Annotated in this window: 15 protein-coding genes; all 15 read right to left on the bottom strand. The window is 33.6% G+C overall.

The genetic code is table 11. The features are described from left to right. Window positions 1-11 precede the first annotated feature (11 nt). Complete coding sequence (narI, locus tag HMPREF2715_RS04475) at window positions 12-695, bottom strand: respiratory nitrate reductase subunit gamma (protein ID WP_011274982.1); 684 nt, start codon at window positions 693-695, stop codon at window positions 12-14. Next, window positions 688-1,263: a nitrate reductase molybdenum cofactor assembly chaperone gene (gene narJ / locus HMPREF2715_RS04470; protein WP_053025040.1), complete on the bottom strand. Its 576-nt coding sequence runs from the start codon at window positions 1,261-1,263 to the stop codon at window positions 688-690. Before narJ ends, narI begins: the two co-directional genes overlap by 8 nt. Continuing rightward, window positions 1,256-2,809: a nitrate reductase subunit beta gene (narH, locus tag HMPREF2715_RS04465; RefSeq protein WP_070581963.1), complete on the bottom strand. Its 1,554-nt coding sequence runs from the start codon at window positions 2,807-2,809 to the stop codon at window positions 1,256-1,258. The genes narJ and narH overlap by 8 nt, the downstream gene beginning before the upstream one ends. After that, window positions 2,799-6,482 carry a nitrate reductase subunit alpha gene (locus HMPREF2715_RS04460; protein ID WP_070839529.1) on the bottom strand — a complete coding sequence of 1,228 codons (3,684 nt, stop codon included), beginning with the start codon at window positions 6,480-6,482 and terminating at the stop codon, window positions 2,799-2,801. Before HMPREF2715_RS04460 ends, narH begins: the two co-directional genes overlap by 11 nt. A gap of 206 nt (window positions 6,483-6,688) precedes the next feature. Then, a complete protein-coding gene (gene cobA, locus HMPREF2715_RS04455; protein WP_070442571.1) occupies window positions 6,689-7,633 on the bottom strand; it encodes a uroporphyrinogen-III C-methyltransferase in 945 nt (314 codons plus the stop codon). Continuing rightward, the gene (gene nirD / locus HMPREF2715_RS04450; RefSeq protein WP_070442574.1) at window positions 7,624-7,938 is read right to left on the bottom strand and encodes a nitrite reductase small subunit NirD; all 315 of its coding nucleotides are present in this window, start codon (window positions 7,936-7,938) and stop codon (window positions 7,624-7,626) included. Before nirD ends, cobA begins: the two co-directional genes overlap by 10 nt. Window positions 7,939-7,941: 3 nt before the next feature. After that, the gene (nirB, locus tag HMPREF2715_RS04445; RefSeq protein WP_070839526.1) at window positions 7,942-10,353 is read right to left on the bottom strand and encodes a nitrite reductase large subunit NirB; all 2,412 of its coding nucleotides are present in this window, start codon (window positions 10,351-10,353) and stop codon (window positions 7,942-7,944) included. 235 nt (window positions 10,354-10,588) lie between these two features. Next, window positions 10,589-11,305, bottom strand: coding sequence for a sirohydrochlorin chelatase (locus HMPREF2715_RS04440; protein WP_053025044.1), 717 nt, complete (start codon window positions 11,303-11,305; stop codon window positions 10,589-10,591). A 192-nt stretch (window positions 11,306-11,497) separates the two neighbouring features. Further along, window positions 11,498-12,319 (bottom strand): formate/nitrite transporter family protein, encoded by an 822-nt coding sequence (locus tag HMPREF2715_RS04435; RefSeq protein WP_070581957.1) that lies wholly within the window; start codon window positions 12,317-12,319, stop codon window positions 11,498-11,500. A gap of 141 nt (window positions 12,320-12,460) precedes the next feature. Continuing rightward, window positions 12,461-12,643, bottom strand: a complete 183-nt coding sequence (locus HMPREF2715_RS04430) for a hypothetical protein (protein ID WP_011274973.1) — start codon at window positions 12,641-12,643, stop codon at window positions 12,461-12,463. A gap of 59 nt (window positions 12,644-12,702) precedes the next feature. Next, on the bottom strand, window positions 12,703-13,182 hold the full coding sequence (locus tag HMPREF2715_RS04425) for an SRPBCC family protein (protein WP_070442581.1): 480 nt from the start codon (window positions 13,180-13,182) through the stop codon (window positions 12,703-12,705). Window positions 13,183-13,332: 150 nt separating this feature from the next. Further along, a complete protein-coding gene (locus HMPREF2715_RS04420) occupies window positions 13,333-13,848 on the bottom strand; it encodes a YceI family protein (protein WP_053025047.1) in 516 nt (171 codons plus the stop codon). 137 nt (window positions 13,849-13,985) lie between these two features. Then, entirely contained in the window at window positions 13,986-15,536 is a 1,551-nt protein-coding gene (gene adcA / locus HMPREF2715_RS04415) for a zinc ABC transporter substrate-binding lipoprotein AdcA (RefSeq protein WP_070839523.1), read from the bottom strand. A 291-nt stretch (window positions 15,537-15,827) separates the two neighbouring features. Further along, entirely contained in the window at window positions 15,828-16,424 is a 597-nt protein-coding gene (locus HMPREF2715_RS04410) for a DsbA family protein (protein ID WP_070839520.1), read from the bottom strand. 23 nt (window positions 16,425-16,447) lie between these two features. Then, on the bottom strand, window positions 16,448-16,807 hold the full coding sequence (locus HMPREF2715_RS04405; protein ID WP_053025049.1) for a DUF4467 domain-containing protein: 360 nt from the start codon (window positions 16,805-16,807) through the stop codon (window positions 16,448-16,450). Between the last annotated feature and the right edge of the window lie 34 nt (window positions 16,808-16,841).

Raw genomic sequence — 16,841 nt, 5'->3', positions numbered from 1 at the left:
TCCTCTCATACTCATGAACGTGTTTTATGTTTACGATAAACAATATATCTACGATTAGTATACGATAGCGGTACACTCCAAACATGCACTAAGCGAGTGAATGGCCAACAAGCTAAAATTGTAAACCCAAGTAAGATGTGAATTTTAAAAGATAAAGGAACACTCGTCATCAGACTCGCATCTGGTGAAAATGTAAATAAGTGTCTAAACCATATAGATATCGTTTGACGATAATCAAAATCACTTACCATCGCATTCGTAACTAATGTTGAATAACAACCCATGAAAATAATTAATATTAATAAGAAATTTACAAATATATCAGAAGCTGAACTTAGCTTTCTAACATTTTTAATAGTAATTCGTCGTGCTGTTAATAGTAACATACCAATAAACGTCATTATACCAAAGATACTACCGATGTATACAGCACCAAAATGATACATTTCTTCGCTTACACCTAATCCATCAATCCATTTAGCTGGTATAGCGAGACCTACGACGTGACCAAAAAACACCGGGATGATGCCCAAATGGAATAATAAGCTACCCCATTTTAATTGTTTTTTCTCTAAAAATTCACTCGATTTAGCAGTCCATGAGAATTGATCATATTTATAACGAGCGATGTGTCCAACAATGAAAATGGCTACACACAAATATGGAAATATAATCCATAAAAATTGATTAAGCATGAGATGTCACCTCATTTGGAATTTCTAGACAAGCTTTTAATGTATTTCTTAAAGCACGTATCACATAAGCATAAGGATTGTTATCTTGAGCTAAATGATTTGCCATTTCATACGTACCGTCTTCAATAATCATAATAACTAGTTCAATATTACCTTCTGCTCGTGAATCATTTTGCCATGATGCTACGTGTAAGAATTGGAGCATCAATGGTAGATAATCTGATAACTCGTTATCTACCATTTTCAACCCAAACATTTCATATAACACTTTAAGTTTAGCCAACATTTGGCCTCTTTCTTTTTGAGTGTCAAATTTGTTGTAAGTCATATAAAGCGGTGATTTCTTATTAAAATCAAAGGTATCTGTATATATTGCTTTAATTTCTGACAATGTGAATTGATGCATAATCTCTCTGTATTTTACTAAATCATCATAACCAGGATGAGAGGGCTCAATCGTTTCTTCAAATGTTTTTGGATGAAACGTTAATTTCTCCGGAAAATTAAGCTGCTGAGCGATATAACCAAAACTTTCTTGATAATTATGAAATTGTTGTAAATTAATCACGGAAAATCCCTCCATAGAAATTCTCATTATAAATTTCTTGTCCTGTTTTTTCTGAACCTACTGGAACACCACAGCCTTCACAATTGTTTCCAAAGTATTCGCCACCATACCCTTGGCTACCTTGCGCATGATACGTATCTAAATATGTTTCTTTATGAGATGTTGGTACAACAAAGCGATCTTCATATTTTGCTAACCCTAATAAACGATACATATCTTTAGTTTGAATTTCTGATAATCCAAGTCTTTCTAATTTAGAAGTATCAAACTCTTTACCTGTAACTTGTGAGCGCATGTAACTTCTCATCATAGCCATTTTTTGTAAAGATTCCTTAACAGGTTGAACATCACCGGCAGTAAATAAATTAGCTAAGTATTCTATTGGTAAACGCATTTCTTCAATAGCTGGGAAAATCATATCTGGGTTTTGTCCTGCATTTTTACCTTCAAAATAACTCATGATAGGACTTAATGGTGGGCAGTACCAAACCATAGGCATTGTTCTAAATTCTGGATGTAAAGGAAATGCTAATTTATATTCAATTGCCAGTTTATACACTGGTGAATTTTGAGCTGCTTCAATCCATTCATAGCTAATGCCATCTTTTTCAGCTTGTTCAATCACTTCTTCATCAAATGGATTTAAGAAAATATCTAATTGCTTTTCATATAAATCTTTTTCATTTTCAGCTGAAGCTGCTTCATGAACTCTATCGGCATCATATAATAATACACCTAAATATCTCATTCTACCTGTACATGTTTCAGAACAAACAGTTGGTAATCCAGCTTCAATTCTTGGGAAACAGAATGTACATTTCTCAGCTTTGTTTGTTTTCCAGTTGAAGTAAACTTTTTTATAAGGGCAACCAGTCATACAGTAGCGCCAACCACGACATGCATCTTGGTCAACTAAAACAATACCATCTTCATCACGTTTATACATTGCACCAGATGGACATGAAGCTACACAACTAGGATTTAAACAATGTTCACATAGACGAGGTAAATACATCATAAATGTTTCATCAAATTGGAATTTAATGTCTTCTTCAATTTTTTGAATATTTGGATCTTCTGGACCAGTAATATGTGCACCGGCTAAGTCATCTTCCCAGTTAGGCCCCCACTCAAGATTAAGTTTCTCACCTGAGATAAGTGAGTGCGCTTTAGCAACAGGAGAATGCTTACCTTCTTTAGCAGTAGTTAAATGTTCGTAATTGTATGTCCATGGTTCATAATAATCTTTAATAAGAGGCATATCTGGGTTGTAAAAGATTTTACCTAACGCCATTTTTGTCCAACGACTACCAGATTTAAGTTCTAATTTTCCTTTTTTATTTAAGACCCATCCACCTTTATAATGTTCTTGGTCTTCCCATCGTTTAGGATATCCTACACCTGGTTTAGTTTCTACGTTGTTGAACCACATGTATTCTGCACCTGGACGGTTAGTCCAAGTGTTCTTACATGTTACGCTGCAAGTGTGGCAACCTATGCATTTATCTAAATTTAACACCATTGCAATTTGCGCTTTAATCTTCAAGCCAATTTACCTCCTTCATCTTTCTCACTGCTACATATACGTCTCGTTGATTTCCTATTGGTCCATAATAGTTAAAGTGATAACTAATTTGTGCGTAACCACCTACAAGTTGGGTAGGTTTCAAATGAATTCTTGTTGGTGCATTATGTGAACCGCCACGAGTATCTGTAATTTCTGATCCTGGTGTTTCAATGTGTTTATCTTGTGCATGATACATAAACATTGTTCCTCTTGGCATACGGTGTGATGTGACTGCTCTTGCAGTTACAACACCATTTCTGTTATAAACTTCTAACCAATCGTTGTCATTGATGCCATGCTCATCAGCATCCTCATTAGATAACCAAACGACTGGACCACCTCTAAATAATGTCAACATACGTTCATTATCTTGATATGTTGAGTGTATATTCCATTTACCATGAGGTGTTAAATAACGTAATACTAATGCATCTTGTCCACCTTTAACTTGTTTATCTCTAGTACCAAATACCATTGGTGGTAATGTTGGTTTGTATACTGGTAAACTTTCGCCGAATTGTTGGAATACTTCGTGATCGATGTAATAACTTTGTCTACCTGTTAATGTTCTAAATGGTACGAGTCGTTCTACATTAGTTGTGAATGGAGAATATCTACGTCCATTTTTGTTTGAACCAGGGAACACAGCTGTCGGTATCACTTCGCGTGGTTGTGAAGTAATGTTTAAAAATGAAATCTTTTCAGATGCACGTTCTTTTGAAATGTCTTTTAATTCCATACCTGTTTGATTTTCTAAATCTTCGTATGATTTTTGTGATAATTTGCCGTTAGTAGCTGATGATACATTTAAGATTGCATCTGCTACTTTTCTAGCAGTATCGATACGTGGACGATTATTTCTGACTGATTCAGGGTTCTCATCGTTCCAAGTACCTATCATACTTTTAAGTTCTTCATATTCATCTTTCACGCTGAAGCTTACGCCATGTGCACCAACTTTTCCTTTTTCAAGTAATGGACCTAAAGTCACATATTTATCGTAAATTTTAGTGTAATCTCTATCTACAACTGCGAAGTTTGGCATTGTTTTACCTGGAATGGCTTCAACTTCTCCTTTAGACCAATCTTTAACAATACCGTATTCTGAACCTAATTCCTGTTTAGAATCATGGCCAAGTGGTGTCGTTACAACATCTTTAAATGTTCCTGGCAAGTAATCTTTCGCCATTTCTGAAACAGCTTTACTTAATGTTTTATAAATATCCCAGTCTGAACGTGATTCCCATAACGGATCGATCGCTGGATTAAATGGATGAATGAATGGATGCATATCTGTTGATGACAGATCGTGTTTTTCATACCATGTTGCAGCTGGTAATACGATATCTGAGTACAATGGTGTCGCAGTCATTCTGAAATCTAGTGACACTAATAAGTCTAATTTACCTTCTGTATCTTCACGCCATTGAATTTCTTCTGGTTTGTCTTCTTCGTTAGGTTCAGCCATTAGTCCTGAACGTGTACCTAATAAATGTTTCATAAAGTACTCTTGTCCTTTGGCAGAACTTGAAATTAAATTTGAACGCCATACGAATAATGTTTTCGGGTGGTTCTTTCTTAAATCAGGATCTTCTATCGCAAATTGAGTTTCTCTATTTTTAACTGATTCGATTGCTCTATTTAATATCGCTTCATTAGAGTCATCGCCGGCATCTTTTGCCTCTTCTCCGAATAACAAACTATTCTTATTGAATTGAGGGTATGACGGCAACCAACCTAATCTAGCAGCTGTGACGTTATAGTCAGCTGGGTGTTGATGTTTAATATTATTAGCTAATGGAGATTTTAATTTATCAACATTAGATTCCTCATATTTCCATTGATCAGTCGCAAAATAGAACCAACTTGTACCATTTTGCAGACGTGGTGGTCCTTGCCAGTCTTTGGCAAAGGCTACCGTATTCCAACCTTCTATTGGTCTACATTTTTCTTGTCCAACATAGTGAGCCCATCCACCACCGTTAACACCTTGACAGCCACATAAAAGAACAAGATTTAAAATCGCTCGATAAATCGTATCTGAATTGAACCAGTGGTTAATACCAGCACCCATGATTATCATTGAGCGTCCTTTTGTATCGATGGCATTTTGCGCAAATTCTCTAGCTACTTGTGTTACTAATTCTGGTTTAATACCAGTTACTCGTTGTTGCCATGCAGGTGTATATTTTGATTCAGCATCATTGTATGAAGTTGCTTCTAATTCATGATTAAATCGTTTAATGCCATATTGACTTGTCATTAAGTCATATACTGTCGGTACATACACTTCTTTTCCATCAGCTAATGTTACTTTTCTAGCTGCTATTGGTCTTTCAAAAATACCGTCACCTTGACTATCAAAGTAAGGGAATTGAATTGTTTTTAGTTCGTAAGTGTCGTCTGCCATTGACATCGCTGGATCAATCTTAGAACCATCTTCATTTTCTAATTTTAAGTTCCACTTCTTGCCTTCTTCCCAGCGTTGACCCATTGTGCCATTAGGTACTACAAACTGAAGACTATTCATATCGTGAATGACTGGTTTCCATTCGCTATTTTCACTTTCCATACCTAAATCACTTGCACGTAAGAATCGTCCTGCTTTATAGCCATTGTCATCTTCGTCTAACATAATCACGAAAGGCATATCTGAATATTGTTTTGAATAGTTAATGAACATTTCACTAGGATTATCTTGATAGTATTCCTGTAAAATAACATGTGTCATTGCTTGTGCTACCGCTGCATCAGTACCTGGATTAGGCGCTAACCAGTTATCCGCGAATTTAACATTTTCTGCATAGTCAGGTGCTACTGAAACAACTTTAGTTCCTTTATATCTCACTTCAGTCATAAAGTGAGCATCAGGTGTACGTGTAAGTGGTACGTTTGAACCCCACATAATAATATATGAAGCATTGTACCAATCACTTGATTCAGGTACGTCAGTTTGTTCACCCCAAATTTGTGGTGACGCAGGCGGTAAATCAGCATACCAATCATAAAAACTTAACATTTCTCCACCGAGTAAGTTGATAAATCTTGCCCCTGCAGCATAACTTATCATTGACATGGCAGGAATTGGTGTAAATCCTGCGATTCTATCTGGACCATCCTTTTTAATTGTATAAAGAATTTGTGCAGCAATAATATCTGTTACATCTTTCCAGTTAGCTCGAACATGTCCACCTTTACCACGTGCTTGTTTATACGCTTTTGCTTTCTCTTCGTCTTCAACAATAGATGCCCACGCTGCAATACGATTTCCATTATTTTCTTCTAACGCTGTATTCCATAAATCTAATAATTTCCCTCTAATGTATGGATATTTCACACGAAGCGGACTATATTCATACCAAGAGAATGACGCACCACGCGGACATCCACGAGGTTCAAATTCTGGCATATCAGGCCCACAACTTGGATAATCGATTTGTTGATTTTCCCAAGTGATTACGCCGTTTTTAACAAATACTTTCCATGAACATGACCCTGTACAGTTAACACCATGTGTTGTTCTAACTACCTTATCGTGACTCCATCTTTCACGGTACATTTTTTCCCATTCTCTACTTTTGCTCTCAAGAACTGACCAATTACCATTAAATGTCTCAGTTGGTTTGAAAAAGTTTAATCCAAATTTTCCCATCTATATGAATCCTCCTACCGTTAAAGGTATTAACTTATTCCGATTTGCCGTTTTACTTTTGAATTTATAATGATTGTACAATTTTTCACATTCATTAGGTATTAGGGAATGTCCTAATTCGCATGGGGGAATCCCTAAAAAACAAAAAAGCAGGTAGTGGTACATAACGTTCTAAGAATTCGTTATACCACTCCTGCAAGGATGACTTATAAATTAATATATTTAATTTTATTGTTATTGATTATTTGTGTATATAATTGTTGTTGTGATGGATGGTAACTTTCATCAACTTGCACTAAACAACGATATCCTGTTTCAGATAATTCTTCAGCTTTTAATAAAGCATCTTCTTTCGAACCTTTTATAACATATAATAAATCATCTAAATTTCTTTCATGCTCTTGTTTCAACACTTTATCTTTATCAATATGGTCAACAATAGCACCTAAAATACAAATTCCTGGTTCACCTTCAAGTTCATGTTGTTGTAATTGATGCTCAATGGTGCTTAATTTACCAATGATGACGCTTTGGTTATAACACGTAGCATTAAATACAATTGCTATCGAATAGTTTTCTGAAGTATAAGCTGTGATTTGCTCAATGATACGGCCCAATCGCTTTATCCCCATATAGATGGCTAATGTCCCACCATTAATCAAATTACGTATATCTGTTTCTTGATTGATTGAATCTTTGAAATGACCTGTTGAAAAGGTCACACTAGGTGCTACTGATCTCATTGTTAATCCTAAATCCATTGTTGCAACAGCGGCACTTGCCGAAGTTACACCAGGAACAATTTCATATTCGATTCCATAGTCTTTTAAAGTATTGACTTCTTCAGTAACACGACCGAATATTGCTGGATCGCCACCTTTGAGACGAATGACTGTTTGATACTTTTTAGCCGCTTCAACGATTTTTAAATTAATTTCGTCTTGTTGTATGTGTTTAGCGTAAGGCTTTTTACCTACATCAATGAATTCCGCATCAGCGGGTGCATATTGAAGTATGAGTGGGTTTACTAAACGATCATATAGAATAACTTCAGCTTTCTTAATACATCGTTCTGCTTTTTTCGTTAAAAGATTAGGATTACCAGGTCCAGCACCTATCAAGTAAACCTTTGATTTTTCATCTACAGACATACATAAACGTCTCCATCGATGACTTCAACTGGATATGTTTCAACACATCCAGTATCAGGTTCTTGTACCTCACCACTTCTCAAATCAACCTTTTGATCATGTAGAGGACAATAAACGTAGTCGCCACTTACTGTTCCTTCTGATAATGGCCCTTGTTTGTGAGGACAAATGTTATTAATCGCATGAATGTCTCCACTTTCAGTTAAAAAAATGCCAATTTCCTTACCATCAACAATCACTTTTTTCCCAATCAATGGTGTTAATTCTTCTATTGTAGTTACTTTTACTTTTTCCATAGATTTCATATGTTACACCCTCTCAACTTCAAAGATTTTTCGAGCTTCTTTATCTTCAACGATTGCTTCCCAAGGTTCGCCATGTCCATCAATCGCTTTTTTAGCATCCATAATTCTATCGAATAATTCTTTTTGACGTTCAGGATCCAGTAGTACTTCTTTAACATTTTCAAAGCCTAAACGATTTAACCATGGTGCAGTTCTTTCTGCATATATGCCAGTTTCACGATAATACTGCATTAACGCACCACATAATTGAATAACTTCATCTTCAGTTTCAACGGTAGTTAATAATTTACCAACTGTAACATCTGTACCTCCGTTACCACCGATGTAAATTTGATAACCGTTTTCTACTGAGATAACACCGAAATCTTTAACTCCTGATTCAACGCAACTACGTGGGCAACCAGACACACCCATTTTGAATTTATGTGGTGTGTCAATGTATTCGAATGTTTTTTCTAAACGAATACCTAAGCGTGTAGTGTATTGAGTACCGAATCGACAGAATTCTTTACCTACACAACTTTTAACTGAACGTGTTTTCTTACCATATGCTGAAGCTGAACGCATACCTAAATCTTCCCATACTTTAGGTAATTCTTCTTTCTTCAATCCATATAAACCTACACGTTGAGAACCTGTTACTTTAACTAATGGAACATTGTATTTTTTTGCAACTTCACCTAATCTTATTAATTGGTCAGCATCTGTTACGCCTCCACGCATTTGTGGAATAACAGAGAATGTACCATCATTTTGAATATTTGCATGATAACGTTCGTTTGCGAAGCGTGATTCTTTTTCATCTTGATGGTCATGTGGGTATACCATGTTTAAATAGTAGTTTATTGCTGGACGACATTTTGGACAGCCATTTTTATCTTTAAAGTCTAGTACGTGACGTACTTCTTTAGATGTTTTTAGACCTTTAGCTCTTATTTGCGTAACAATTTGATCACGTGTTAAATCAGTACAAGCACAAATTCCGGTAGGTTTCGCTGCTACAAAGTCATCACCTAATGTGCATTGTAATAACTCGCCAATTTGTCCTTTACATTTACCACATGAATTACCCGCTTTAGTTGCTTTCGTTACTTCTTCCACTGATGTTAATCCTTTAGTCGTAATCGCATTAACAATCGTACCTTTATCTACACCGTTACAGCCACAAATAGTTTCATCGTCTGGCATATCAGCGATAGAAGTTACCGCTTCTTCTCCACCTTTGTACAATAATGATACTAATGTATAGTCTTCTAAAGATTCATGTTTTTTCATCATATTATAGAATCTTGAGCCATCATCTGTATCACCATATAATACTGCTCCGACAACTTGACCATCACTTAAATAGACTTTTTTATAAATATTATCGACACTGTTGAAAATTTCAATACCATGGACATTTTCATTTTCAACAATTTGTCCCGCACTATATAAATCACAACCAGACACTTTTAATGAAGTGAAAGTTGTAGAACCTTTGTACCCTTCTGTTTCTTTTCCAGTTAGGTAGTCAGCTAACACTTTACCTTGTTCATAGAGCGGTGTGACTAAACCATATACTTTGCCGTCATGCTCTGAACATTCGCCAACAGCATAAATATTAGGGTCTGATGTTTGTAAATAATCATTAACAACGATACCTCTATTTACTTCTAGACCTGCATCACGTGCTACTTGAGTAAATGGACGGATACCGACTGCCATGACCACTAAATCTGTTTCGATTATTCTTCCATCCGCCAATTTAATCGCTTCTACATCATCTTTACCAATAATTTCTTTAGAGTTCGCTTGTAACTCGATATTCATACCTTGACGTTCTAAATCCGCTTTAAGCATGCCGCCAGCTTTACGGTCTAACTGCATTTCCATAAGCCATTCTGCTAAGTGTAATACAGTTACTTCCATACCTTGATCCATTAAACCACGTGCACATTCAAGTCCTAATAATCCGCCACCAATAACGACAGCTTTCTTTTTCGTTTTAGCGATTTCAATCATGCGTTCAGTATCTTCTATTGTTCTCCAACCTATAACACTTGGTAAATCTGATCCAGGTATCGGTAATACGAAAGCACTAGAGCCTGTTGCAAATATACAAATATCATAGTTCACTTCAACACCTTTTGATGTTGTTACTGTTTGTGCTGAACGATCAACCGTCTCTACCGGGTCGTTGACGATGAGCTGAATGTTATTTTCTTCATACCATTCATATGGATTCATTATTGTTTCTTCTACAGTCATTTTCTTCTGTAATATATTTGATAACATTATTCTGTTATAGTTTGGATAAGGTTCTTTCCCAATAATTGTAATGTCAAATTGTGAATCTGAACGCTCTAGAATTTCTTCTATCGTTCTTAATCCCGCCATACCGTTTCCAATCATCACTAATTTTTGTTTAGTCATAAAATATGCCCCTTTTATCACTTTAAATTTACTTATTTTCCATTTGCAATTTTTTGTTTTTTAAAATGTTTGATATTCAACATTTGTTTCTTCACTGCTATTCTATAACAGATCCTACTTCAAATGTGATGATTTTCACAAATTAATTAAAAATCGGGGAATTCCCTAATACGTTTAATAACTTGTCCAATTACAATAAAAAACTGAGACAACATAGTGCCTCAGCTTATAAATCCTAATTAAATGTTAATTGCTTTAAACGTTCACTAATAATTTCCTTCAATATATTATCGAAATTAATAGATGGTGTAATATGAAGCGTACCCTGTATATCCATTTCTGAAATGAGTCGTTTTACTTTGTTTACTAGTCGCCCATCATATAAAAACATTGGCACTACAATAAGTTCATCATACTCATTCGAAAGTTGATCCAAGTCATTTCTAAAAGTAATGTCACCATATAGCGTACGACAAAAGATAGGTACAGGTTGATTCATTTTTTCACTAAATTCCTTTAACTCATCATGTGCTTTCGTATATGAGAAACTACCATGTGCGATTAATACAATCGCATAATTAGAGGAGGTAGAAATTTCAACATCTTGAATACGTTTTTCAACTAAATCTACCATATAGTCATGCGTACCAAGCGGTTCACTAATTTCGTAACTTATTTCAGGATGATCTTTTTTGATATTTGATAAAATTTCAGGAACATCGACGATATAATGCATTGCCGAAAAGATCAAAAGAGGTACAACTTTAAATTGAGTTTCACCTTGCTTTATTAAACGACCAATCGTATTTTCAATACTCTTTTCTTCACTTTCAATAAACGCTAATTCATATTCATACGTTTCATCACTTAATAAACGATCTAAGAATTCTCCCAATGCTTTATTTTGATCACCTTTTCTCATGCCGTGTGCCACTAATATATTCGCAACCAATCGCTTCATCCCCTTTATATAAGACTTTAGTGCTTTTAAAATTTGGTCATAAAATGCTTTAATGTTGATTAAAATGATATGTTTTAATCATAATTTAGTCAACTTTTTTCAATAATGTGGTTGAATTAATTCAATAAAAAAGGTTGTGCTATTTACTCATTTAACTTAGTGATAACACAACCCTATTATTGATTACTTAGCTTTTATACTATCACGTGAACCATTTAAATACGCATATACTAAACCAATAAATATACCACCACCGATATAGTTACCAATTAAAGCAAACACAATATTTTTAATAACACCTAACCATGATAGTGCATCTAAATTATAGAACACCATACCTGCGTATAAACCAGCATTGAAGACAACATGTTCATAACCCATGAATACAAACACAACAACACCTACGGCAATAAAGAATGCTCTTGCCAGTCCTTCTTTAAATAACATAGACACGTATATACCAATATTAATAAAGAAATTACAGAAGATCGCTTTAACTAAAATATTTAACCAAGTTGATTCTACCGTTTTCATATGTACTGTCTTACTTAAGCTGGCAATCATTTCTGGCGTCATAATATGCGTCCCTTTCATTAAGAAGAATAATATGAATCCGCCAATAATATTCCCTATAAAACAGAATAAGAAAATGAACAACATCTTATTAATAGTAATGGCTCTATAATACCAGCCGACCGTTAAATACATGAAATTACTAGTTAGTAATTCTGAGTTCGTCAACACAATTAATACTAAAGCTAAACTAAATGCAATCGCACCTAGCAAATTAACTAAACCTTCATTAGTGGCTGCAAATTGTGTTTTAATTGCCAACATAAATACCGTTACGATTGCTAATAAAAAACCTGACATGATTGTTTTCAATGCATATCTACCAGGCGTTTTTGTAGACATAATTTCTTTCGTCTGTACCTGCCCAACAGCAGCTTCTACAATATCACGCGTTGCATGGGTGTCCTCAACCGTTTTATTGTTCTTCAACATATGTATGCCCCCCTGCATCCTTTAAGGTTATGTTTCAATTATATATTTTATAAAAAAACATGAATAGCTTAAATTTTTTAGGTAAAAAAGTGAGGTAAAATCGTATCATGTAGACACGATTCTACCTCACTTAGTAATTCACTATTTATGTGCTTTAAGTCTTGATAAATAGCGTAAACCTGTAGCAAAAATGCCATAGCCTAGCGCTGTTCTTAAAACATATTTAATTGCACTATTATCAATTGCCTTTGAATTGAGTAGTACTGTTGGTATTAATGTACTAACTGAAAATAAAGCTAGTACTTTTAAATATCTTTCTTTCATATCATCAACCTCATTTCAACTACATTATAACTTAAATATAGTTGAATTTTTTGACATACCTATGACTTTTTTTGTTCCAAGAGTGATTCTAGTTGATCCAATGTAGAATTCATTCCCGCTTCTACACCCATATCAAGTGCTTGTTGCGCCGCATCTTTTGTTGGAAAGATTGAAGTTGACGTTACAAGCGTGCTTTGCGCTGATTCTGAAGTGAAATCAATCAAAATTTGCATCCCAGGTAATGATGTATCTTTCTCACCTTGAGATGTAGCAAAGAAATCTAAGTATTCAATATGATTAGGTTTATCCACCTTTTTATATTCAGTCAATGTGTAACTTGTTTGTTCTGGCATTTCTATCGCAAAGAAGGCATCACCACCGACTACTGGGTTAAAACGAAAAACTTTTGTTTTACCTCCTTGAGGATGAAACCATTGTTCGAATAACGTCTCCGTAGTGTATGCCTCGAAAACTTCATTTATTGGCGCCTCAAACGTTCTATTAAATATAATTTTATTATCTTTTAGTTGAATTGACATTTAAATCCCCCTATCTATTTGTTAAATGCTCTCTGAATTTACCAGTTATTGATTTTAATTACAAAAAAGCTCCCTTCAAAGTTTACATTCATTAATATCTACTTTGTAGGGAGCCATATGAGTATTTTTATTAAGTAGTATAACTAGTGATTAGTCTTCAAGTGGAAATTCTAAATCAAATTCAACATTTAAGTCTTTTCCTAATAAGAAACCACCAGTTTCAAGTTGTTGGTTAAACGTAATGCCATATTTTTCACGGTTAAGGCTACCAGTAATTACTAAACCAGCAGTGTTTTTACCGTTTAATGGATTTAAACTAGTACCTTTATAATCTAAATCAAAAGTTTCTTCATGTGTTTGATCTTTCATAGTTAAGTTACCAGTAACTGATTTATCATCTACTTTAGTAATTTCAAATTTAATTTCTGGGTAGTTTTCAGCGTCTAAGAAATCTGCGCTTTTAAGATGATTATCACGATCTGCTACTTTAGTATCAATTGAATTTGCTTGAACAGTAAAAGTACCTTGCAATGAACTTAAATCATTGAAATCACCTGAAATGTTAGCGTCAAATTCGTTAAAACGTCCTTTAACATTTGATACAACTAAATGTTGAATAGAAAAGTTAACTCCTGAATGTGCTGGATCTAAATTTAAATTAGCCATGTGTACATACCTCCATTATTTAAATTATGAAACTACGTAACTGAAAATCAGCACTATAGTTTGTATAATTATTATACTTAATATAATAAAGAAACTTATATGGAAATACAAGTAAAAAGACTCAAATTTTAAATTTATTAATGTGCTAACATCTCTTCTTTAATATCGTCCTTATCTAATGAGGCAGGATAATACGTTGGCCAATGATCCATTTCTTCAAGTAATGTTTCATTGTTGTTACCCATAAAAATGTGGAAGTGTTCTGCTTTCTTAGGTGCGATATTATGATCACTAAACTGAACGTACTTAGGTAATGTTTGCTTGTCAGAGTGCTTCAATTTAAAAATAAATCTAACTCCACGATTACCTTTCTTATAATCTAGGATTTTTTTACCAACATATTCATACGTTCCAGTAACCTTATTCCCATTTTTTTCAAAAGTAATGTTGTCACCTTTAATATTTATGTTAGAAACGTCAGTTTTGTAACCTTTCTCATAGTATTTTTTATACTCTTTTTCTGTCATAGTGCTATCTTCTTCAGATTTATGTTTCATTACATCATCTAAATCACCATTTTTTAAATAGGGATACACTGATTGCCATTTACCTTCATAATCTGATAATGCACGATCTTTAACTTGTTCATCTTTGAAATAACCATCTGAAATAGCTTTATCATATTTATGTTCAGCTTTTTCGTCTTGTACTTTTATATTGGAACTCAATGCTTTATCTAATACTTCAATATTTTTGTTCATCAATGTTTGATAATTTATCGATGCATCTTTAGATTGTTCTTTATTAAGTGATTCCATATTATAGAATTTTAACGGTTTTGCATTTGTTTCTTTTCTGATTGTTTCAGTTACTTTATTCGCAACATTATCCTCATACAATATGTATTTAACATTTTTCTCATTAATCTCTTTTACTAAGTTTGTAAGTTTTTTTTGAGAAGGATCTTCAGCATTCATATTTTGAATTCCCTTTTGAACAAAGCCATAGCGATCTGCGAGATAACCTAGAGATTCATGAGAAATAAATACAGCATTACCTTGTTTATCTTTAGTAATGTTGTTCATTTTATTATCAATATCATTTAACTCTTTTTCTAATTTTTTAAAATTTTTCTCGTATTCATCTTTATGTTCTGGATCTTTAGTTACTAGCTGATCTTTAATTTCTTTAGCAAACACCTTATTTTTCTCAGGATCTAACCATACATGTGGATCATACCCACCATGATGATGGTGTTCGTGTCCATGTGAATCCTCGTGTTCTTCATCACCGTGTTCGTGTTGGTCTGTTAGTAGTGTTGATTGATCTAGTTTATCTTGTAATGAAACTTTCTTTTTATCATTTTTAATTGTGGCTGCAACTTTCTTAGCGACTGGATCTAAATCATCACCTGTATATACAAATAAATCAGATTGATCAACCTTTAACATGTCTTTCTGAGTTGGTTCATAATCATGTAGGTCTGTGCCAGCAGGATAAATAGACGATACATTGACATGGTTACCACCTATTTCCTCTATAAAGGATTGCAAAGGATATACAGTTGTAGACACATTCATTTTGTTATCACCTTTAGAATCTTTATTAGAACGATCTTCCTTTCCACAAGCGACTAATATAAATACAATAATAGTTATCAAAACAGTAAGACTTAAAAAGCGTTTCATTTTATACCTCCTAAATAGTAATACTTACGATTTAAAAGCATAACTTTATTTGTATAAAATTACAATAGTTTTTTATTTTTTTATTTTCAATTTAATAAAAATCATCTTTTATTAAAAATATCTATCATTGATTAAGTTACTACCTTTCTAAATTTTTAAAAAAAGAAGAATCATAGTGAAGTACACTACAATTCTTATTTGAATCAACATTATTAAATTTATTCCACTTCTCTTTAGTGGTTACAATATAACACAAAATGAATGTCAGCGTTACTCACTATGACATCGTGACTATAAGTATTTCTTCCATTCTTCGACTTTATAAGGATCTTTCACTTTTTTTCCATTTATAAAAACAGTTGGAACAGTATCAATATTATTATCTTCTGTTAGTTCCTTTTGTTTTTCTGCTTTTTTCCAAGCTTCACTGTTCTTAGTCTTATACTGCTTTTTAATGTCAGATTTTTGTTGCGTCGTAATATCTAACTTATCAATTTCTTTATCAAAAAATTGTTCTGTTAACCACTTTTTATCCTCGTCTTTTTGATTCGCGAATACGTTACGTTGAAAAGTTAAGTATTCATTAGGTGCAACTTTTTGCACTGCGTTTCCGGCTCTAGAGCCGACGATTGAATCTTTACCAAGAAATCCAGCATTAATAAATTGATACTCTACTTTATTCGTATCAATATAGTCTTTTTTAATTGTTGGCATTACATTCTTTTCCACTTTTTTACAGTATGGACATTTAAAGTCTCCATACTCAACGATTAAAATTTTGCCATTCTCAGTTTTAGGTGGCTGCTTTTCCTTGTTGTCATTAGAACAAGCACTTATGATGATTATTAAAACCATCATCATACTTATTAACAAAATTCTCTTTTTCATAGATGCTCCTTTGTAATAACATATTAATTCATATTTTCTTCCTTATAATCAGCATCATGTGATTCGATATATTGTTTTGTATCAAAGTTATCAATGCGTTTCGCTTTTTTACCATCAAATTGATAAGTGTAGTAATGAACTTCTTCATTATTACTTAAAGGTTTATACGCTAAGACAACATACTTTCCATCTTCATAAACATAAATATTCGCATCTTTTTTATCAAAGTGTTTAACCATATCTCCTGTATCATTCTTAGACATTTGTTCTTGCTTTTGATCTTGGATTTTTACAGCTTTATCTATTTTATCGACATATTTATCGTTACCACACGCTGCTAGCAATAATATACCGACACTTAACATAACTAATATACGTTTCATATATTCACTCCTATTGCCCAGTTCTCTCTATCTA

Source organism: Staphylococcus sp. HMSC062A01 (genome assembly GCF_001836805.1).
GTDB lineage: Bacteria > Bacillota > Bacilli > Staphylococcales > Staphylococcaceae > Staphylococcus > Staphylococcus haemolyticus.
Note: the sequence above shows the minus strand (reverse complement) of the source record. Positions and strands in the feature narration are given on the sequence as shown.